At 62.8% G+C, this 20,818-nt stretch carries 17 protein-coding genes and 1 tRNA gene; 12 read left to right on the top strand and 6 right to left on the bottom strand.

The features are described from left to right. Positions 1-77: 77 nt before the first annotated feature. Together egtD and egtB are read right to left on the bottom strand one after the other, a co-directional pair. Positions 78-1,091: an L-histidine N(alpha)-methyltransferase gene (gene egtD / locus VL15_RS19840; RefSeq protein WP_048248004.1), complete on the bottom strand. Its 1,014-nt coding sequence runs from the start codon at positions 1,089-1,091 to the stop codon at positions 78-80. Then, entirely contained in the window at positions 1,075-2,301 is a 1,227-nt protein-coding gene (egtB, locus tag VL15_RS19845; RefSeq protein WP_048248005.1) for an ergothioneine biosynthesis protein EgtB, read from the bottom strand. Before egtB ends, egtD begins: the two co-directional genes overlap by 17 nt. A 562-nt stretch (positions 2,302-2,863) precedes the next feature. On the opposite strand from egtB, the gene VL15_RS19850 reads away from it, so the two are divergent. Both VL15_RS19850 and VL15_RS19855 read left to right on the top strand, forming a co-directional pair. After that, positions 2,864-3,340 (top strand): carboxymuconolactone decarboxylase family protein, encoded by a 477-nt coding sequence (locus VL15_RS19850; RefSeq protein ID WP_048248006.1) that lies wholly within the window; start codon positions 2,864-2,866, stop codon positions 3,338-3,340. Beyond that, the gene (locus VL15_RS19855; RefSeq protein ID WP_048248007.1) at positions 3,340-4,221 is read left to right on the top strand and encodes a sigma-70 family RNA polymerase sigma factor; all 882 of its coding nucleotides are present in this window, start codon (positions 3,340-3,342) and stop codon (positions 4,219-4,221) included. The genes VL15_RS19850 and VL15_RS19855 overlap by 1 nt, the downstream gene beginning before the upstream one ends. A 100-nt stretch (positions 4,222-4,321) precedes the next feature. Here VL15_RS19855 and VL15_RS19860 read toward each other — a convergent pair whose 3' ends face one another. Together VL15_RS19860 and VL15_RS19865 are read right to left on the bottom strand one after the other, a co-directional pair. Beyond that, the gene (locus VL15_RS19860; protein WP_048248008.1) at positions 4,322-4,837 is read right to left on the bottom strand and encodes a DUF2628 domain-containing protein; all 516 of its coding nucleotides are present in this window, start codon (positions 4,835-4,837) and stop codon (positions 4,322-4,324) included. Positions 4,838-5,143: 306 nt separating this feature from the next. Next, positions 5,144-5,220, bottom strand: a tRNA-Val gene (locus VL15_RS19865). Between the two features lie 562 nt (positions 5,221-5,782). On the opposite strand from VL15_RS19865, the gene VL15_RS19870 reads away from it, so the two are divergent. From VL15_RS19870 to VL15_RS19900, 8 genes are all read left to right on the top strand, one after another. Continuing rightward, positions 5,783-6,223 (top strand): hypothetical protein, encoded by a 441-nt coding sequence (locus tag VL15_RS19870; RefSeq protein ID WP_048248009.1) that lies wholly within the window; start codon positions 5,783-5,785, stop codon positions 6,221-6,223. Positions 6,224-6,241: 18 nt separating this feature from the next. Next, positions 6,242-6,496 carry an Imm74 family immunity protein gene (locus VL15_RS19875; RefSeq protein ID WP_048248010.1) on the top strand — a complete coding sequence of 85 codons (255 nt, stop codon included), beginning with the start codon at positions 6,242-6,244 and terminating at the stop codon, positions 6,494-6,496. 234 nt (positions 6,497-6,730) lie between these two features. Further along, complete coding sequence (locus VL15_RS19880; RefSeq protein ID WP_155420262.1) at positions 6,731-7,285, top strand: hypothetical protein; 555 nt, start codon at positions 6,731-6,733, stop codon at positions 7,283-7,285. Positions 7,286-7,476: 191 nt separating this feature from the next. Further along, positions 7,477-10,647 carry a type VI secretion system Vgr family protein gene (gene tssI / locus VL15_RS19885; protein ID WP_048248012.1) on the top strand — a complete coding sequence of 1,057 codons (3,171 nt, stop codon included), beginning with the start codon at positions 7,477-7,479 and terminating at the stop codon, positions 10,645-10,647. A gap of 50 nt (positions 10,648-10,697) precedes the next feature. After that, positions 10,698-15,443, top strand: a complete 4,746-nt coding sequence (locus VL15_RS19890) for an RHS repeat-associated core domain-containing protein (protein WP_053077677.1) — start codon at positions 10,698-10,700, stop codon at positions 15,441-15,443. A 44-nt stretch (positions 15,444-15,487) separates the two neighbouring features. Further along, positions 15,488-15,805, top strand: a complete 318-nt coding sequence (locus VL15_RS19895) for a hypothetical protein (protein WP_048248029.1) — start codon at positions 15,488-15,490, stop codon at positions 15,803-15,805. 47 nt (positions 15,806-15,852) lie between these two features. Further along, the gene (locus VL15_RS40365) at positions 15,853-16,116 is read left to right on the top strand and encodes an Imm72 family immunity protein (RefSeq protein WP_329955955.1); all 264 of its coding nucleotides are present in this window, start codon (positions 15,853-15,855) and stop codon (positions 16,114-16,116) included. Positions 16,117-16,233: 117 nt separating this feature from the next. After that, positions 16,234-16,449 (top strand): hypothetical protein, encoded by a 216-nt coding sequence (locus tag VL15_RS19900; protein ID WP_230684487.1) that lies wholly within the window; start codon positions 16,234-16,236, stop codon positions 16,447-16,449. Positions 16,450-17,264: 815 nt separating this feature from the next. Here VL15_RS19900 and VL15_RS19905 read toward each other — a convergent pair. Together VL15_RS19905 and VL15_RS19910 are read right to left on the bottom strand one after the other, a co-directional pair. Continuing rightward, positions 17,265-18,023 carry an anti-sigma factor family protein gene (locus tag VL15_RS19905; protein WP_048248014.1) on the bottom strand — a complete coding sequence of 253 codons (759 nt, stop codon included), beginning with the start codon at positions 18,021-18,023 and terminating at the stop codon, positions 17,265-17,267. Then, complete coding sequence (locus VL15_RS19910) at positions 18,020-18,541, bottom strand: sigma-70 family RNA polymerase sigma factor (RefSeq protein ID WP_048248015.1); 522 nt, start codon at positions 18,539-18,541, stop codon at positions 18,020-18,022. The genes VL15_RS19905 and VL15_RS19910 overlap by 4 nt, the downstream gene beginning before the upstream one ends. 157 nt (positions 18,542-18,698) lie before the next feature. Here VL15_RS19910 and VL15_RS19915 point away from each other — a divergent pair, with 157 nt between their 5' ends. Together VL15_RS19915 and VL15_RS19920 are read left to right on the top strand one after the other, a co-directional pair. Next, a complete protein-coding gene (locus VL15_RS19915) occupies positions 18,699-19,790 on the top strand; it encodes a catalase family peroxidase (protein WP_048248016.1) in 1,092 nt (363 codons plus the stop codon). Continuing rightward, on the top strand, positions 19,790-20,320 hold the full coding sequence (locus tag VL15_RS19920; protein WP_048248017.1) for a cytochrome b: 531 nt from the start codon (positions 19,790-19,792) through the stop codon (positions 20,318-20,320). Before VL15_RS19915 ends, VL15_RS19920 begins: the two co-directional genes overlap by 1 nt. Positions 20,321-20,818: the final 498 nt, after the last annotated feature.

Below are 20,818 nucleotides of genomic sequence, written 5' to 3' on the forward strand. Positions count from 1 at the left end.
CGGGCGGTCGGAACGCACCGGCGTGCGCGGGAAGCGAACCGCCCGCACCATCCGCGAGCGGTTCGCGAGAGCGGGCGTTACGCGCGGATATCGTCGACGCTGCGCAGCCAGTGCACGCTGAACAGGTTGTCGGCGTCGGTCCACACGGTATCGGGCTCGAATCCCGCGCGGCGCGCGATCGCCTGGAAGCCGTCGATCGTGAACTTGTGCGAGTTCTCCGTGTGGATGCGCTCGCCGGCTTCGAAGCGGAACGCGTGGCCGCGCACGTGTACCGTTTGCGCGATGTCGCTCACCAGATGCATCTCGATGCGCTGCCGCTCCCGGTCGTAGAACGCGCAATGCGAAAACGCGTCGACATCGAAATCCGCGCCGAGCTCGGTGTTCGCGCGCACCAGCAGGTTCAGGTTGAACTGCGCGGTCACGCCCTGCGCGTCGTTGTATGCGTGATGCAGCGTGCGGTCGTCCTTCACGAGATCGGCGCCGACCAGCAGGCCACCGCCGCGCAGCAGCCGCGCGGCGTCGCGCAGGAACGCGTCGGCCTCTTCCGGCGAGAAGTTGCCGATCGTCGAGCCCGGAAAGAAGCCGATGCGCCGCCGCGGCGTTGCGGTCAGCTCGGCCAACTGCTCGGCCTTCGTGTAGTCCGCCGCGATCGGCGCGACGTCGAGCCACGGATAGGCGGAACGCAGCCGCGCGGCCGCGCCGTGCAGGTAGTCGGCCGAGATGTCGACCGGCACGTAGCGCGCCGGCGCGTTCGCGTAGTTGCCCGCGAACGCGTCGAGCAGCACGCGGATCTTCTCGAGCGAGCCCGCGCCGAATTCGACGATGTCCGCATGCGGGCCGACGCGCCGCACGATCTCGGCCGCGCGATCGCGCAGGATGCCGAGCTCGGTGCGCGTCGGGTAGTACTCGGGTAGCTCGCAGATGCGGTCGAACAGCTCGGAGCCGGCCGCATCGTAGAAGTATTTCGGCGAAATGCTGCGCGGCGTGCGCGATAGTCCGTCGATCAGGTCGCGCTCGAACGCGCTCGGCCGCGAATCGCGGGCGGGTTGCTGGCCACCGCTCGTGGCCGTGAGGTCAGACGTCTCGCGCAAGTCGCACCCCCGTGAATTGCCAGCGCGCGGCCGGCGGAAAGAAATTACGGTACGTCGGCCGTTCGTGCCCGGGCGGCGTCGCGATGCTGCTGCCGCGCAGGACCTGCTGGCCGACCATGAACTTGCCGTTGTATTCGGCCGCGACACCCGCGAGCGGCCGAAAGCCCGGATACGGCTCGTAGGACGAGCGCGTCCACTGCCACACGTGACCGAGCATCTGCTGGATGCCTTCCGCCGCGAACGCGGTTTCCCATTCGAACTCGGTCGGCAGCCGCGCGCCGGCCCATTCCGCATACGCGGCCGCTTCGTAGAAGCTCACGTGGCACACCGGCGCGTCGGGTGCGAGCGGTTCGACACCGTGCAGGCCGAACGTGCGCCGCACGCGCGTGGCTGCCGCATCGTCGTCGTCGGGCATCCAGTACGCGGGCCCTTGCCACCCTTCCCGCTGCACCGTCGCCCAGCCGTCGGACAGCCAGTATTCGGGGCGCGTGTAGCCGCCGTCGGCGACGAACGCCGCGAATTCCGCATTCGTCACGAGGCGGTTCGCGATTTCGTATGGCTGCACGAGCGCGGTGTGGCGCGGGCGTTCGTTGTCGAACGAGAACGCGTCGCCGTCGTGGCCGATCTCGACGAGCCCGCCCGGCTGATGCAGCCAGCGCGACGCGCCGGCATCGCCCGCGGCCATCGCCTGGTTGCCGTCCGTCCCGTTGCGCGGCCGGAACGCCGGCTTCAGCGGGTTGCACGAGAACGCATGCAGCATGTCCGTGACGATCAATTCCTGGTGCTGCTGCTCGTGATGCAGGCCGAGCACGACCTCGGGCGCGATCGCATCGAGCAGCGCCGGATCGGCGCCGGCCAGCGCACGCAGCATCGCGTCGTCGACGTGCTGTCGGTACGCGTGCACGTCGTCGAGCGACGGACGCGTGAGCAACCCGCGTTGCGGCCGCGGATGGCGCGGGCCGAGCGCTTCGTAATAGGAATTGAACAGGAACTGGAATGCGTCGTTGAACGGCGCGTAGCCGGGCACGCGGCGCATCAGCACGACGGTCTCGAAAAACCAGGTCGTATGCGCGAGATGCCATTTCGTCGGACTTGCATCCGGCATCGACTGCACGGCCTGGTCTTCGGCGGACAGCGTCGCGGTCAATGCGACGCTATGGGCGCGCACGTCCTGGAAACGGCGCTGAAGCCGTGATGCAAGGAGGCTCATCGGTTAACCGTCCACGTCGCGATTCGCTGCGTTGCGTTGCGTTGCCGGAAAAAGGAAAGCCTTGCGCGTGATGCGCGCGGCTGACGTGCGACCTGCTGCTGCGTCGTCGGGCAGCCGGCGCGCGCGCCGGGCCGCGGATGCGGCGTCACTTCATCTGCCCGTGCAGAACAGTATGGGCCAGAAATGTGAATGCTGCGAATCGGGATGTCGATGCAGCGCGTTCGAAAGAAAAATGAAAGTGTCGACCGAGCGCGTGTCGCATGCGTGACAAGCCGGCGATGCCTGTCGGGGCGTGCGGATGAAGGCGTTCACAACGCGCTTGCCCGCGCGCACGGCTACTGACGACCCATGACATCCATGCGGCGATCGTGAGCGACGGCTCCGCGACGCGCAGTTTGTCTGACGAACGCGACCGTGCGCCGTCATCGGCGCGGCAACCGCCCCACCCTTCACCCGCGATCCGCATCCACGCGCACTTCGAAAAATTTTTTTGCGTCGATGTCACACACGCGGGGGGCTCGCTCGTCATATCACCGGAACCCACACGAAAGGAGAAGGAACCATGACTGCGAAACTCAATCCGTTTGCTGCCGCTCCCGCACTGATGAAGAACTGGATGACCGTGTCGGTCGCCGCCGCGAAGAGCCTCGAGCCGACGCTGATCGAGCTGGTCAAGATCCGCGCATCGCAGATCAACGCGTGTGCGAACTGCATTAACATGCACACCGTCGAAGCCCGCGAGCAAGGCGAGACCGAGCAGCGCATCTATCTGCTGTCCGCGTGGCGCGAAGCGCCCTGCTATACCGACCGCGAACGCGCGGCGCTCGGCTGGACCGATGCACTGACGCGGCTGTCCGAGGGCCACGCGGCGCACGAAGCGGCGTATGCGGCGCTGAACGACCACTTCAGCCAGGAGGAACAGGTGAAACTCACGCTGATGATCAACGTGATCAACGGCTGGAACCGGCTTGCCGTCGGCTTCGGGCTGTGGATCGATCCGGCCGACGCGAAGGCCGCCGCCGCGCAGATGGTGGCCTGATGACCAACCTCGATCCGGCCAAGGGCAGCCCTGAAGAACGGGCCGACGCGGCGGCGAGCTTCGATCCGCTGCGTCGCACGCTGATCCGCGTCGCGTACCGGATGCTCGGTTCCGTCGCGGATGCCGAGGACACGGTGCAGGAAGCGTTCATCCGCTGGATGGACGTTGACCGCACCGAGGTGCGCGTACCCGAGGCGTTCCTGCGCCGCATGGTGATGCGCATGTGCCTCGACCAGCTGAAGTCCGCGCGGCACCAGCGCGAGACCTATATCGGCCCGTGGCTGCCCGAGCCGGTCGTCGAGGAAGATGAACAGGAGGACGTCACGCTGCCGCTGATGCTCGCGCTCGAACGGCTCTCGCCGCTCGAACGCGCGGCGTTCCTGCTGCACGACGTGTTCGGCCTCGAATTCGACGAAGTCGCCACGACGATCCAGCGCGACCCGGCCGCGTGCCGGCAGCTCGCCGCGCGGGCCCGCACGCATGTGCGCGAGGCGCGGCCGCGTTTTCATGTCGAGAAGCAACGCGGGATCGAGCTGGCCGAAGCATTCTTCGCGGCGTCACGCAGCGGCGACATGCGCGCGCTCGGCGCGATGCTCGCCGAGGACGTGAGCCTGCATTCGGACGGCGGCGGCAAGCGCACGGCTGCCGGCAAGCCGGTGTTCGGCTTCGAGCGCGTGATGAAGGTGCACGAATATCTGGCCGAGCTGTTCGCCACGCACGCGTCGAAACTCGTGCGGGCAGGGTTCATCAACGGGCTGCCGGGTTTCGTCACGCTGGAATCCGACGGCGAGCTGCAGACTACTGCGCTCGAGATCGAGGACGGGAAGATCGTCGCGATCTATGTCGTGCGGAATCCTGACAAGTTGAAGCATCTGCATTGAAGGCGGCGGAATCGTGCGCCGCGTGCCGTGCGGATGCATGGCGACGGCGCTCTCCGCCCGCTTCTTTCCGCCCTGCTTTCCCGGTCGCCGGTTACCGTAATCAATACGTCCCGACCACGAGATTGCGGACCATGATCATCAGGAAACCGAGCAGCGGCGTTGCGACGGCGAACCCGGTTGCCGCGAGCCAGTTCGTGCCGCCTTGCGCCTCCAGCAGCGCGAGAAACGATTCGCCGGACGTCGCGTTCGGGCGCAGCTTGTCGATCTTGCGTTCGACGTGTGTCTTGTAGATGCCGTTCCCGTACCAGCCGAGCGAGACCGCGATCGCGATCGTGACCGGGTCGAGCGTGCTCGATTCGAAGTATTTCGGGAAGTACAGCAGTTCGACCAGCGTGATGCCGAGCGTGACGCCCAGCACGGCGGCCGCTTGCCAGTACATGCATCGATACGCCATCCAGACCGGACCCAGGAAGCACGCTGCCCAGTTCCACGACTGCCGGCTTTTGCGCGATTCGGCGATCGTCCATTTCCGCTCGTACCAGGCGGCTTTCTTGCCGACGTAAGCGGCAATTTCGTCGTTGCTCGCGGACGGCGTGGTGGTCGTGACCTCGGACATGGTCGTTTGCTCTCAGTCGCGCGGATCGCGCGTCGTTGTTCTGATGCGGTTTGGGTGCGCTGGAGATCAGGAGGCTTGCCGCGCAGCGCGCTTCGATGCGCACACGATTCTACTCGGTGTGAATTGCGGGTCGATAGGCGGGTAAGGATGCGATGCCGTGGATCGCGCAACACATCGGGGCAACATGCGCTGTTTCGGCCGGAAAAAGAAAAACGCCACGCGAGGTTGCCGCGTGGCGTTTGTATGTTTGGCGAGCCGCATTACCTGTAGGCAATGTGTGCTGCCGGACCCCTTCATTTTGTTCGTTGGTAGGCTCGATTGGATTCGAACCAACGACCCCCACCATGTCAAGGTGGTGCTCTAACCAACTGAGCTACGAGCCTAAGAAGCCGCGAATTATAGAGAGGGTTTTTGAGGAGCACAAGCCCCTTCGTGAAATTTTTTTGAATCGGGGGCGCAGGTGCGGGCGAGCGATCGTGTTTGTTGCTGCGCGGGCGTGATGTCTCGTGTCACAGCGAAACGTGTCGGTGTGGCGAAGTTATCCACATTCCCCTCTGGATAACCGTCTTGCAAGCCTCTGGATTCACAGTGGAGCGATTGAGGATATGTCGTCGCGACTGCGAATCAACGAAAAGTTGTTCTGTGCTCCGCGGAGCTGTTCACGTGAGGTGCCCATGGTTATGCATCCTGCTTCGTGTTGATAATTCAGTGCGTTACGGAGGTTATCCACTGTGAGGCACAGGGCTTGTTAACTATCACTACGTATGTATACGAACCCTGTTAACACCTTTGGATAAGCACAGTCCATCGACTGTGATTCGCGCGGGATATGCACTGCGTGCGGTGAACGGATGGACGAAGCGGCAGGCCGTGAGGGATGCGGACGAGGCGCGAACCGTCGTGTCTGTAGAATCGCCGGCATTCAGGATGTGAAGGCCTCGCGACATGGCACTGGCGATTCGGGTTGACTGGCAAAGCGGTGCGGTTCATGCGGACCGTGCTCGCATCGAGGTCGGAAGCGACGGGCAGTTGGGTGAGGACATTCGTCGCTTGTGTTCGTCGGCGCAGCCAGCGGCGAACGGTGCGGTTCGTTATCGCGTGTCGGAGAAGGTCACCTTCGGCGGTCACGCAGGCGAATGCGTGATCGACGTGAATGAAGGGCGACTCGCGAGCGTGACGATCCTGTTCGATACGATCCGCTTTTTCGACAAAAGCATCACCGAGTCGAAGATCGTGCGGTCGATTGCGAAGTCAGCGGGCTTGACGGTGGTGAGCGAGCATCCTGCGGTAGCACAGCTTGAACCGCGTGCGTGGGGAGTTGCCGAGTTTCGCTACGATCCGAGGCAAGGGGATTTGAGTTTCGAGGTGCAGTTCCGTAACGACTGAATCACGCGAGGCAAAGCGATGACGTACAAGGTCCTGACGGTGTCGCGCGGTGCGATTGAGCTGTCCGATGGCGAGCGGCCGGTCCGGGTGCTTGGCGAAGCGCTGCTGCCGGTCGCGGACAACGGTCCCGCATTCGTCGTCTACGTCGATTCAATGAAGTACGCGGAGCCGAGACACGACGAGGCGATCGATGTCGTCACGCGACAGGCCGTGATTTCGGCGATTACTGCGCATTTCTCGTCGCGACGGACGACGGTCGACTTTGAATCCTGAGTTAGCGACGATGAAAACCGACGCGATGAAACCGAAGAAAGAGCAGGGTGATGCGAGCGGCGCTCGCAACTGGGGCAAGTAATGGGACTGATCGTTTGCCATCGGCACGGACGTGCTTCCACGGCGACAACGTCGACGGGCGTTGCCGCACGCATCAGGCTGCGCGGGCAGTGTGTGCCCGGCGAACTCGTGAAGGTCTCGCTCGACCGGCCGAGATACAGCCGGGAGATGTGGATGTTGCGCGCCGAGCTCGACGAGCACGAGGTCGATGCGACCTTTGTCGATCAGGTCGCGCACGTGAAGGCATTTCCGAAGATCGCGGCGCTGGAGCGCTTGCGTGCGTATGAGTGTTTGGCGTGCCTGGACGAACTGCTCGTGCGCTCCGGCGAAACGCCTTATCAACCGACGACGAAAGAGCAGGCGTTCGACACGTCCGTCGTCGCGGCGAATGCAAAGTGGCCTCGCAATCACGCGCGATGCGAGCTTCACGGGCTGATCTGGCCGACGCGCACGTCGCCGGATATCGAGGCCGCGATCCTGACGATCGACGTGATTCGCGATTGCCACGTCGTGCAGGTGACCGATGGCACGATGAAGCACGAACCGAAGCACTGGTTTGACGAAGCGTTTTTGCGCAAGGTGCTCGGGCCGGATATCGACATCGTCGAATCGGCGTTCCGGATCGACGATCGGGCCACGTTCGTGAAGCTGTGGGATGCCGGTGAGTACGTGTGTCCGGTGTGCCTGCGGGAGGTGTTGAAGCGAAGTGGCTTGAGCGATGATCGATGACACGCCGGCGTGAACGCAGCAACACGACGACGGTCGACTGATCCGCATGACGGATCGCAGAGCGCGTGTTCCAGCCGTGTCCTTTCTCATGATCGGACGAATAATCTTAGTGCCTTGATTAAACGGTAGAATCTCGCCCGACAGAGTCACAGACACCATCCGAGGGTGCTGAAATAAAAAAGGGCTGCATCATGAACATGCCGGACATCGGCGCCGCGCTTCGCGGCGGCTTGCTTCAGCAGGATCGTTTGCTCAAGTTGGACACCCCGCTGGGGGGCAACGCACTTGCCGTACAGCGCGTGGTCGGCCGATCGCAGATCGGCAGGGACTATTCGTTCACGCTCGACGTCGTATCGAGCAATGACAGTCTTGAACTCAAGAAGCTGATCGCTCAGCCTGCGACGCTCTGGATTCAGCTCGGGAACAAGGCATATCGGCCGGTCAGCGGCTACGTCTACACCGCGCGCCGGCTTGGCGCGAACGGTGGGTTGACGACCTATCAGCTCGAGTTGCGCGCCTGGATGCACGTGCTCCGGTTTCGCCGGGACGAGAAGATCTGGATCGACAAGAACGTCGAGGAAATCATTTCAGACGTACTTGGCATGCATCCGGAAGCGCGCGGGCGGTTCCGCTTTGCGTTGTCTCAGCCTTTGGCGAACCGTTCGTACACGCGACAGAGCGAGACGGACTGGAACCTCGTACATCGGTTGATGGAAGACGAGGGGCTTTACTGCGCATGGCAGCAGGCCGATGACGGCAAGTCGCATACGCTCGTGATCACCGACAACCTGCAGGCGTTCGCGCCGCTGTCGCCGGAAATCGTGCGCTTCTACCGCGGCGGTACGGCAGGCGAAGCGGACGCGTTCACGCAATGGTCAGGCACGCGCACGCTGCAGAGTGTGACGCTCACGACGCGCACATTCGATTACAAGAATCCTGCACAGCCGTCGAACCCGAAGGGCACGTCGTTGCCGACGATGGCCGGCCAGGGCGAGTTGCCGGATCAACTCGAAGTCTACGAGTACACCGGCGCTTATACGTATCTGGACCAAGCCCGTGGTGATCATCTGGCGAAGGTCAAGATGGAGGGGTGGGAGTCGCAGGCAAAGCGCTTCCATGCCGCGGGCGGCGGGCGCGCGATCGATGCCGGCCGACGCTTCACGCTGGCAGACCATCCCGAGCACGATCGCGATCCCGCCGATCAGCGCGAGTTTGCGGCGATCGAGGTGGCGTGGTGGATCGAGAACAACCTGCCCGTACCCGGTAGCGATTCGGATTTCCCGCATAGCTTGAAACGCTCGCTTGACCGGACGCGAGCACGTTACGAAAACACGCCTGGGCTTCAGGTATCACATGACGATGGTTCGGTCGGTTTCTATCTCGTCGAAGTCGAAGCGCAACGCGTGAACGTGCCGTATCGCAGCCCGTTCGAACATCACAAGCCCGAGATGCATCTCGAGACGGCGATCGTCGTCGGGCCGCAGGGCGAGGAAGTCTATACCGACGCACTGAACCGGATTCGCGTGCAGTTCGTGTGGGATCGTCTCAATCCGGGTAACGAGAACGCGTCGTGCTGGGTGCGCGTCGTGCAGTCGGATACGGGCGGCGGCTACGGCGGCGTGCACGTGCCGCGCATCGGCGAGGAAGTGCTGATCGACTACGTCGGCGGCGACTGCGACCGGCCGCTGGCGGTCGGGCGCGTGTACAACGGCGCGAACCAGCCGCAATGGCATACCGACGGGATCCTGTCCGGATATCGGTCGAAAGAGTATTCGGGCGGCGGCTACAACCAGCTCGTGATGGACGACGCGACCGGGCAGAACCGCGTGCAGCTGATGAGCAGTAGCGCGAACAGCCTGCTGCATCTCGGCTACATCATCGACCACAGCGGCAATTCGCGCGGGTCGTATCTCGGTAGCGGGTTCGACTTGCGCTCCGATGCGTATGGCGCGGTGCGGGCGAGCCAGGGCCTGTACGTGACGACGCATCCGAAGTCGGCCAATAGCCAGCCGCTCGACGTGAAGGAAGCGCAGCAACAACTCGTGACGGGCGAGAGCCTCGTCGAGGCGATGTCGGGCGTGAGCGAGCAGCATCAGGCGGAAAGCCTGAAGGACGCGCAGGATACGATGCGCGCGTTCACCGACGCGACGCAGGACAGCGCATCGGGCAGCGCGTCCGGCGGACGTACGGCAGGTGGTGGCACCGGCAACGCGAACGCGTTCAAGGAGCCGGTGATGCTGTTCGGCAGCCCGTCGGGGATCGGGATGTCGACGCAGCAGTCGGTGCATGTGGTCGCGAACGATCACGTGAACGTTGCGAGCGGGCAGAGCGTGCACGTTGCCGCGGGCAAGTCTTTGCTGGCGAGTATCGGGCAGAAGCTGAGCCTGTTCGCGCAGAACGCGGGGATGAAGCTGTTCGCGGGCAAGGGCAAGGTCGAGATCCAGGCGCAGTCGGACAACGTCGAGGTGACCGCGCAGAAGGCGGTGAAGGTCGTGTCGGCGACGGATCGGATCGAGATCGCGGCTGATCAGGGGATTCTGCTGACGAGCGGTGGGGCATACATTCGGATCAAGGATGGAAACGTCGAAGTTCATGCCCCCGGGAAGATCGATGTGAAGGGCGCGTCGCATACGTTCGCGGGGCCGGCGAGCATGGGGTATCCGTTGCCGAGTCCGCGGCCGGATCAGCCGGGGCAACTGGAATTGCTGCACCAGTATGCGAATGGCGAGGGTTTCAAGGGCGGCAAGTTCACGGTGCTGGACGCCAGCGGTGGCGTGTTGAGAGAAGGTGCGCTGGATGCAAAGGGGCATACGATCGTGAGCGGCTTGCCGGCCGGCGCTGTGCAGGTCCAGTTCGGCGAGGATCCGCGCAATCAGTACGATCCGTCGAGCGTATTCAAGACGGCGCAATGGCCAGCGAAACCGATGCAGGAAGCGGATCCGACCGCGACGGCGATGTCTCAACTCGGCGGTCTGTTGCCACCCGGGGCGCTACCGGGTGCGACAAAGTTGGCGGCCATCGCGGGGCAGGCCGCACAAGGCGGCATCGGGAAGGCGTTGAGCGGACAGGCGATGGGGCTCGCGCAGGGGGCGCTCGCGAACGTGTTGCCGTCGGGCGCGATGCAGGCAGTATCGGGGGCGACTCAACTGGCCGGCATGGCGGGGCAGGTTGCCCAGGGAGGTGTTGGTCAGGCGTTGAGCGGTCAGGCGATGAGCCTCGCCAAAGGTGCCCTTGCCAGCGCGTTGCCGTCTGGTGCCGGTGCGGCCCTTTCGCAGGCCGGCCAACTCGGCGCCGCAGCCCAGCAGGTCGGTGCGCTCGCCCAAGCCGCGCGAAGTGCCGTACCTGCGCTGAAGGTTCTCTGAGTATCCGCTCGCGCAAGGCGCGCCCCATCACTTTCGAATAAAGAACAACCATGACCGCTTCTTCGGGCGTCATTCTTCCCAAGCCGACTGAGGTCTACGTCGCGCCGCTGCTGCAAATCGAAACCGTCGACGTCAAGGCGGGCGTCAAGGCGTGTGATCGCTGGTTGCGTGCGATCAGCCACGACTTCATCACCATCGAGCGGCTCGAAATGGTTGCCAATGCGCTGCCGGTGGTGGCGAACATCATGGCAGCCGTCGATCTCGTGCTCGATATCAAGGACATGATCGAGCATGGGCAGAGCGGCAAGCATCCCGATGTGTTCGATTATCTGAACCTCGGTCTCGACCTGATCGGCATCATCCCGATTCCACCCGGTACTGCCGAATTCCGGATGGGTGTGCGCCCGGTGATGAAGCTCGTGCGGCAGAAGGTCGTCGAAAGCGGCAAGGCACTTGGTGAAGCGACATTGCAGGTCATGCAGACCGCACTGCTGCAGGCACTCATCGACAGTCTGAGCGAGCAGTTCGCCGGCCGTATTCAGAGTTTCGTCGATGGCGTGAAGAAAGAGCTGGACAACCTGCTCAAGACCTGCGCCGATTACATCGAAAAATTCATGGTCGGCTTCGCGCGCCTGTTCGAGGAGGTGGCGGGCGAGAAGCAATTGAGCGTCGCGCACAATGTGCGGGCGGTTGGGCAGCATGCGGGCCAGGTTGCATCGGGCTTCGCGGCGCATGACGCTCGCAAGACATTTGCCGGGCTCGGTCATATGATCGTCGACTTCGTGAAGATCGAGGCGAAAGAGCTCATCAACACGGGGACGCAGGCGGCGAAAGTGCTCGATCTCAAGTATCGCGAGCCGCTGCTGAACATGGCGAAGACATTGCGCACGATGATCCCGGTGGTCAAGGAGAAAATCCTCGCGCTGGGCGGCATCGATGCCGGCAAGATCGGCTGGTTGATCAACCTTATCCAGGTCGCCATCGACAAGAAGCGCGACTTTTTGCATCGTCAGCGCAAACACCAGACCGGAATCAAGGAGCAAGGCAGCACCAAGGTGCACCGCCAGGAGGGTGAAGGCCAGAAGGAATCGGTCCGGCATACGGAAGAGGCGCAGCATCCCGGCCCGAACGACTGCAAGCTCGGATGTCCGGCGTCGACGCCCGCGGCGGCGACGAGACGTTCAGTCGGATTTGCGCTGGGCGACGAACGGGTGACCCATCAGGATTTCGTCCTTCCCGGCGTGATGCCGATCATATGGAGCCGCACCTATCGGTCTTTCTTCGACGCAAATGACGTGCATGGCGAGCTCGGCGCCCGATGGATCACATCATTGACGACGCGCATCGACATGCATGCATCGAAGCTCGTGTATCACGATGCGACCGGTCGCAGCATCGACTATCCGCTGCTTTCCCCGGGCGACGCGCACGATGATCGCGGCGAAGGATTGACCTTGTTGCGGCTGGACGAGTCGTGGATGACTGTCACGCGAGGCCACGAATTGCTTGAAGCATACGAGAAGCGTGGCGACGCGTTTCGTCTCGCATTCATCAAGGATCGCTCCGGCAATCAGCTGACACTCGACTACGACGCGCAGCAACGCCTCTCTCGGATCATCGCGCCACAAGCGATTGTTGCGTTCGCATACGACGACAAGCATCGCATCGCCGAGGTGCTGCATCACGATAGCGAAGGAACACGGGTCGGCACGCTTGCGCGCTACGAATACGGCGAGGACAACGATCTCGTCGCAGCAACGGATCGCAACGGCAACCGCCGTGAATATGCGTACCGTCATCATCTGATCACGCGCTATACGGACCGCACCGGTCGTGGCACCAATCTTGAATGGAACGGAACCGGACCGAAGGCGAAATGTGTTCGCGAATACGCGGATGGTGGCAGCGATGAGACTCGCTTCGCGTGGCACCCCGACTTCCGGATGGTGAGCGTGACCGATGCGCTCGGCAACGTCACGCGACACTACTACGACCGTTACGGCTATCCGTTCAGAATCATCTATCCGGAAGGCCGCGAGGAGTGGATGTATCGCGATGTGCACCACAATCTCGTGCAGCATACGTATCCGGATGGCGGCAACGAGAAGATGGCGTACGACGCCCGCGGCAATATGGTGCGCCACCAGCGTGTCGACGGCAGCGTGATCGAGATGGAATATGACGAGAAGGATCAGATGATCCGCATTGTCGATCCGCAGGGGCATGCATGGAAACGCGGCTATGACGAAGCGGGGAACGTCGAGCTGGAGACGGACCCGCTCGGCCACGAGACGAAATACAGCTACAACGCGCAGGGGCTGCCGAGTGAAGTGACCGATGCGAAGGGCGGCACGACGGTCATGGCATACGATGAGGCTGGACGACTGACTGCGCATACCGATTGTTCGGGTAAGACGACGCAGTGGAAATATGACGCGCAAGGTCGTTTGGTCGAAGCCACGGATGCGATGGGTATCGCGACAGCGTTCGGCTATGGCGCAAACGGCTGGCTGAGTGAGGTGCGGACGCCAGCGGGCGTCGAACGCTTTCAATACGACGCCGAAGGGCGCCTGCTGAATTACACCGATCCAATGAACCGCACGACGCGCTACGGCTACGATGCGGCGGGCCGGTTGCATACGCGCAGCGATGCCCTCGGCCACACGCTGAACTACGGCCACGATCGCCTCGGCCGGCTGGTCAGTCTGATCGATGCGAATCAGGCCAGCTATCGATTCACCTATGACCCTGTCGGCCGGCTGCTCGAAACGGTGGATTTTGACGGGATAGTGACGCGTTACGGCTTCGATGACGAAACGAGTCGCCTGTCGACCATCGACGTTGCGGGAAAGGTCACACGGGTCGAATACGATGGAGCAGGCCGGCTGACACGCCGCGCAAGCGGCGATGCCGACGAGCGCTTCGCTTACGATGCGTTCGGTCGTCTGGCCGACGCGCAAAATGCATTCAGCCGGGTGCAGCATTTCTTCGATCCGGTCGGCAATCTGGTTCGCGAACATCATGCATACGACTTGTTCGGTGTCAAGCGCAGCTACGTATGGCATCACACGTATGACGAGCTGGGCAACCGCAAGCGGACGATCCGACCCGATGGCCACGTGATCGACTGGTTGACCTACGGTTCCGGGCATGTCCATGGGATGCTGCTCGATGGCGACGAACGGATGCAGTTCGAGCGGGACGATCTGCACCGTGAGGTCCGGCGTGTGCTGCCGAGCAAACTGATCCAGAGCACGGATTACGATCCGGCGGGCCTGATCCGGAGCCAGACTCTCCGGCGCGAACATGCGCCCGCGCCGCTGAGCGGCAGACATTACCGCTACGATCTCGCGGGTCAGCTGACGCATGTCGAAGACAGTCGGCGCGGATTGAGCGATTACCGATACGATCCGATCGGACGATTGATCGAGTCGATCGGGCCCGGAGGCACGGAGCGGTTTGCGTTCGATCCGGCGAGCAATGTGATCGACGCACGGAGTCCTGATCATCGTCAAGCGCGCACGCCGGCGAGCCCGGTTCGGCCTGAAAGCACGTTGCCACCGCAGGTGTCGAAGGTGCTCGGCAACCTGCTTCGTGCGTATGCGGGCAAGCAACTCGAGTATGACCCGCAGGGTAACCTCGTCGAAACCCGAGCGGTGGGCAGCCTGCAGCGCTTCGAGTGGGACGGATTCAATCGACTGGCACGGGCCCTGACTGAAACCGAGGCACGCCGCAGCGAGGCACGTTATTTCTACGATGCGTTCGGGCGACGAATCGCGAAGGAAGTCGATGGAGTTGTGACGACGTATGGCTGGGAAGGCAACGCGCTCGCATACGAAAGCGGCGCCACGAGCAGTACGCATTACGTGTACGAGGCTGATTCGTTCGTGCCGCTCGCCCAGTATGTCGGCGCGGCGGTCGAGGGTGTGGAAACGCCGAGCCACGATGCCGTGATGCGTCATACGCCTGAGGATGATCCACTGCGGCGAATTCCGGAACCGAAGTCGAAGGCGGGGGTGTACTACTACCACTGCGATCAGATCGGCACGCCGCAGTTGTTGACCGACGAGCTTGGGGACGTGGTGTGGGAGGCCAGCTACAAGGCTTGGGGTGACGCGCGAGAAGTCATCGAGCGCGTATCGCGTGCCACGGGCTTGACAGTGCGCAATCCGATCCGGTTCCAGGGGCAGCAGCTGGATGACGAGACCGGGCTTGCCTACAACCGGCATCGTTACTACGCTCCAGAGAGCGGACGTTTCATTTCGAAGGATCCTGTCGGCTTGCAGGGAGGACTGAATACGTATCGGTACGGCCCCAATCCCACGGGCTGGATCGATCCGTTGGGCACGACCTGCAAGAAGTTCAGGTCCGGCCGGTTTGCGACGCCGGATGGTGCGGCAAAGGCCGCCTTGCTCCGATATAACGACAAGTCGATTCGTGACAACGTCGAATACGGTGGCCTGATATACCGAACGCCGGACGGTCGATACGACTATACGAAGGCGATCAAGGGTGAGGGGGACGCCGTGAACCCATGGGATCCGCGTGCTCCGCAACCGCCGGCATGCTCGCAGGAAGTCGGATATTGGCACACGCACGGAGATCATTCAGACCGACGCGGAAATCGGACAACGAAGGACAAGGATTACTACGACAGCAACAACTTCTCGCAGCCGGACAAGGATGCCGCCAAGATGGGGCTGGACGAAGATCCTGACTATCGAGGGTATGTCGGCACACCGAGTGACGGACATAAGGGCTACGAAGCCGCGACGGACAAGGTCTATCGTCTATGAGATACGGCGCACTGTTTTTCCTACTTGTGTTTCCTATATTTGCCATGAGTGAATCGATTTTCGGTACAGCAGAAAGAAGTAGCGTCACCCTCAATACTGCGACGGTTGTCGGTTTGAAGGCCGCATACGAGGACTTCGCGAAAAGCGGACAGAATCTCGGAAATTTCGAAATTCGTATCGACGAACGGAAAGCGGCTGACGGGGAAGGGCAAGATGGAAAAGATGCCATTTCCGTGACGTTCATCGCGAAACTGATCCCGGGAAAGCGAGGGCTCGGCAACGCCAATAGGCTTGGCGAGTCAGTTGGCTACGTGATTTCGCCGGAGAGCGGAGAGATTCTCAGGGTCTACGGGATCAAGTAGCGATCGTGCAATGAACGTATTTTGTTGATCTGAATTCAACGCGTCGTGTGAATGGTGGCCGAAGGATTGCTCATCCGCGAATACATTGGAGGCAAGTCCACGGCGCCTTGCTGCGTAATGGAGGTTGCTTCAATTATTTCACCCGGGGCACGCGTGCGCCGAATCTCACGGATGATTTCCCGGGATTGCTCATCCCGACGTGCTGGAGATTGCTGTGGGAAGACCGGCGTTACGTGAACGGCGTCGTTCCCGACGAATCGCAGTATTTCCTCGAGCCGCGGCAAGCGCCGCAGACGAGCATGAACCCGTGATACCTGGAAAACACCAAGAGCAAGCTGAGTTTCGGCGCGATCGAGCGATGTTCCGTCCAGCTCGATACCGCGACGCTGCTCGGCCTGAAGGCCGCCTATGAGGATTTTGCGAAGACCGTGCAGGATCTGCGCAACTTCGAGATCTGCATCACGGACGAAAGTGCCGCCAGGGTCGATCCGAAGCCCGAGAATGCCGTCATCGGCGTGACGTTCCTGGCGAAGATGCCTCCCGGCATGCGCGGGCTCGGCAACGCGAGTCCGCTCGGAACGTCGATCGAGTATGTTGTTTCGCCGGAAACCGGCGAAATTCCCAAGGTTTATCTGACCAAGTGACTTCGGACGCGGTGAAGGTGGTCAGCCTTCGTATGTGGATAACCCGGCAAAAAGCGACACGAAACGCTGTGCGAGCAAAAGGTGAGCATGCGGCCGGATCGCAAGCTGGGTGCGGATCCCCGCGAATTCGGACCGTGACAAGCCGATCCGAATGCGTAAGCACACGACTGGGCGGAGGGCAGCAGGCTCTATGACGTGAGCGTTTGCGGAATGTGCATCGCGTTTCGTGCAATTGCCTGCGGGCCACATGTGGACAACTCGCACACCCAATCAGTTGAATCGCTGTGCGCTGAACAGGTGAGTACCTTGCATTCGACCACACGAATCAGCCCGAATGCCTTGTCTGGTGGGGCTTTGCCGGAACGGAGCAGTTGATGCGGATAGTTTTCGAGCGATCCGTCGTGATTGAATGCCTTGTGGATATCGAGGAGTCAAAGCACTCGAAGGCCTGTGCACCCAATGGGTGAGGGTAATTGAATTCGGTGCAGATGTTCGCGTTATCTCACGGGTTGTGGATATCGCACGCCAAAACAACCCGAAACACTGTGCTGACCAAGGGTGAGCGAGTCGACCGATGGCGGCAAGCGTCATCGCCATGACCGATGTGGATATCCTGTTCCGCGCCGACTCAAAACCCTGTGATTTCCAAGGTGAGGGCGCCGAGCATCGTATCGATGTGGACAACCGCCCAGCAAAGTCACTCGAAACGCTGTGCATTCGAGCGGTGAGCGTGAGCACGCTCAAGCCGGCCAAGCCCCGCGATCAGAGGCCCTGGCGGCAACCGAGGACCCCCACCGCGGCGCGCATCGTACCACTCAAGTCTGCTGATCGAGCGCCTGTACGACCGCCTTCTCCCCAAGACTCCCGGCCGGCCCGACCACCGCATAGTTGAGCCCGTTCACCGACCCATACCGTGCCAGCAACGCACCATCCACGCGTTGCCCGGCCGGCAGCAGGCGATGTTTCGATTCCGCCGGCCGGAGATAGAAGCTCAGCGTTCGCCCGGCACCGTCCTCATAGAGCACCATCGCAGCCGTGGCCCCGCTGTCCGTCGTGAACAACCGTCCGCCGACCGGCCTGAACCCCGCCGTGCTCAAATCCGGCAGCTTCGCCGACGCGCCGACGCGCTGGGTGAGCCACCCCTGCAAATCACCCGCACCCGTCGGCCGGTAATCCACCTTCGCCGTCTGATCGACCACCATCATCCGGTAAGCCTCGACCGCATCGCTCATCGGCGCGACAGCCGGCGCCGCATTCCACCCACGCGCTTGCCACCCGCCAAACGTCCCCAGCCCGACGCAGAACACGAACGAGGCCGCCATCGCGAACCGCATCCGCGAGCGTTCCGCCTGCCGGCCGCGAATCGCCGCTGGATCGAGCGCAGGGTTATCGGCCGGCATCCGCACGCTTTCGAGCGCGGCCCGCAACCGCTGCGCATCCTGCTGCCAGCGCTTCACCTGTTCCGCGCGCTCCGGATGCAGCGCGAGATAGCGCTCGACCGCGGCGCGCGCCTCGTCGTCGAGCTGGCCGTCGACATAGGCCTGAAGGTCGTGTTCGTTCGGAGGCGTGTTCATTTTTTCATCAAGCGCAAAGAAGGAGCAGGAAGCTCGCCGTCGCTGAGCTGGCGCAGCGCCTGGCGCGCGCGGGAGAGCCGCGACATCACGGTGCCGATCGGCACCTCGAGCAGGTCGGCGACTTCCTGATAGGTGAAGCCCTCGACCGCGACGAGCAGCAGCAGGCTGCGCTGCTCGTCCGAGAGCCGGCCGAACGCTTCGAGCGTCGCGCGCGCCGTGAATTCGCGTTCGGCGGACGGCCAGTGTGCTTCGTCGTCGTCACGAATGCGGCCGAGCAGCCAGCTGTAGCGCTTCGCGCTGCGTTTCCCGTCGAGGAACTGCCGGTACAGGATCGTGAAGAGCCAGCTGCGCAGCGACGCGTCGTCACGACGGCTCGTCCAGCGCGACAGTGCGCGCTCGAGCGTCGACTGGACGAGATCGTCGGCCGCGTGGACGTCGCGCGCCAGCCAGAGCGCGAAGCGTCGCAGCCTGGGGAGGAGTTCGCGCAACGCGTCGTCGTCGAGGGCGGTGGAGGGCATGGCCGGGCCGGTTGCCGAAAGGGTCGAGATGCCGCGTAGGACGCCGGTCGGCACCGATTATTCCATCAAGCATAGGAAAAAAATTTTCGTGGAATAAAGCGGCGCGGGTGGCGTCCTACGCGGGTTCGACAATGATCTGACGATCGGGAGCACATTCATGGAGCGATCTTCTTCCTCTTCTTCGCCGCAGCGCGAGCCCGGGCGCGGGTGGTGGCGCTGGGCCGCGATCGGCGGCGCGGTGGCCGGCGTGGCCGTCGCGTTCGGGTATGCCGGCGGGTGGCTCGCGCCGGCGCGTCTGACCCCGCAGCGGCTCGTCGACGCGCTGCAGACCAACAGCGGCATCCATCCCGGCTACCGGCGCAATCACGCGAAGGGCGTGTGCGTGACCGGTTACTTCGAAGGCAACGGGGCCGCGAGCGCGTATTCGGTCGCGCCGTTCTTCAAGGCGGTGCGCACGCCGGTGGTCGGGCGGTTCGCGCTGCCGGGCGGGAATCCGTATGCGCCCGACAGCAGCGTGCCGATCCGCAGTCTCGCGCTGAAGCTCACCGCGCCGGACGGCGAGCAATGGCGGACCGGCATGAACGCGATGCCCGTGTTTCCGGTGGCGACGCCGCAGGCGTTTTATCAGCAGACGCTGGCGACCCGGCCCGATCCGAAGACGGGCAAGCCCGATCCGGCGAAGGTGAAGGCGTTTTTCGGCGCGCATCCGGAGACGGCCGCGTTCCTGCAGTGGGTGAAGGGTGCGAAGCCGAGCGCGAGTTACGTCACCGAGAGTTATTACGGGTTGAACGCGTTTTACTTCGTCGACGCGACGGGCAAGCGGCAGCCGGTGCGGTGGCGCGTCGTGCCGGAGCAGACGGCCGGCGCCGGGGATGTCGCGACGGCCGCGGATCCGAACGTGTTGCAGCAGGACGTGACGCAGCGCATCGCGGCCGGTGCGCAGAAGTGGAAGCTGCTGGTCACCTTGGCGGAGCCTGGCGATCCGGTGGACGACGCGACGAAGGTCTGGCCCGCGCAGCGGGCGACGATCGATGCGGGGACGCTCGTGCTCGACCGGGTGGAGGCGCAGGACAGCGGGCCGTGCCGGGACGTGAATTACGACCCGACGGTGCTGCCGCAGGGAATTCAGGTATCGGGGGATCCGTTGCTGGCGGCGCGGTCGGCCGCTTATGCGGATTCGTATCTGCGCAGGACGAGTGAAGAGGCCGGGGTGGCAGGCGTGGCCAGGTTGAGTTCGGAGGGGCGGTGATGAAGACTTCTACGACGTTTGGTTTGCCGGCGCGGGTGCTGCATTGGGTGATGGCCGCGATGATTGTCACGATGCTGTTTATTGGGGTGGGGATGGTGTCGTCTGTCTCCGAGCGACATGCGTTTCTGGTGGCGATTCATAAGCCACTGGGTGTGGCCGTGCTGGTGCTGGTGTGTGTGCGGATCGTGGTGCGGATGGTGTCGAAGCCGCCGGCGTTGCCTGAGGATCTGCCGTGGTGGCAGAAGGTTGCCGCGCATGGGTCGCATCTCGTGCTGTATGCGCTGATGGTCGCGATGCCGCTGATCGGGTGGGCGATGCTTTCGGCCGGCGGGTATCCGGTGACGCTGGGCGGTGGTGTGCAGCTGCCGGCGCTCGTTTCGGCCGACCCGGTGACGTTCGCCTGGCTCAGGGTCGCGCATCGGGTGCTGGCTTACCTGTTCTTCGCGACGTTCCTCGCGCACTTCGCGGCCGCCCTGTATCACGGGTTGATCCGGCGTGACGGCGTGGTGAGGGCGATGGTGGGGCGGTGAGCGATGGAGGGTTGGTTTCGATACGGCGGGGCTGTTCACGGGCGACCGAGGCCACTCCTGTCGTGTCGCTTATATATGACCGCGAGGGAGGCTCGGCGGCCCGCGGAACTGCACGTCAAAAAAATTTCACAAAGGGGGTTGCGGAGATCGGGGCAGATGCTTAGAATCTCGCCTCTTTCGCGCTAACGGAAACACGGCGCGGGGGGAAGAAGGGAAGCGGTGCTGTTGAGGTCGATTATAGCGACCCTGGCGCACACGAAATTAAACCGCAGTCGTCGAAACGAAGTAGTTAAAAAAAGTTATTGACGAGTTTTAAAAAACGGTTAATAATCTCGCTTCTCTGCTGCTGAAAACGCAGCGCTGCCGGGAAATACGAAGTTCCTCGCAGATTGCTCTTTAAAAATTAACAGCCGATAAGTGTGGGCGCTTGATGGAAGCGAGCTGATCCTCGGATCAGATAGCAAAAGTATCAAGAGTCTCACACTAAAGTAAGTCAGG

Source organism: Burkholderia cepacia (assembly GCF_001039005.1).
Lineage (GTDB): Bacteria > Pseudomonadota > Gammaproteobacteria > Burkholderiales > Burkholderiaceae > Burkholderia > Burkholderia theae.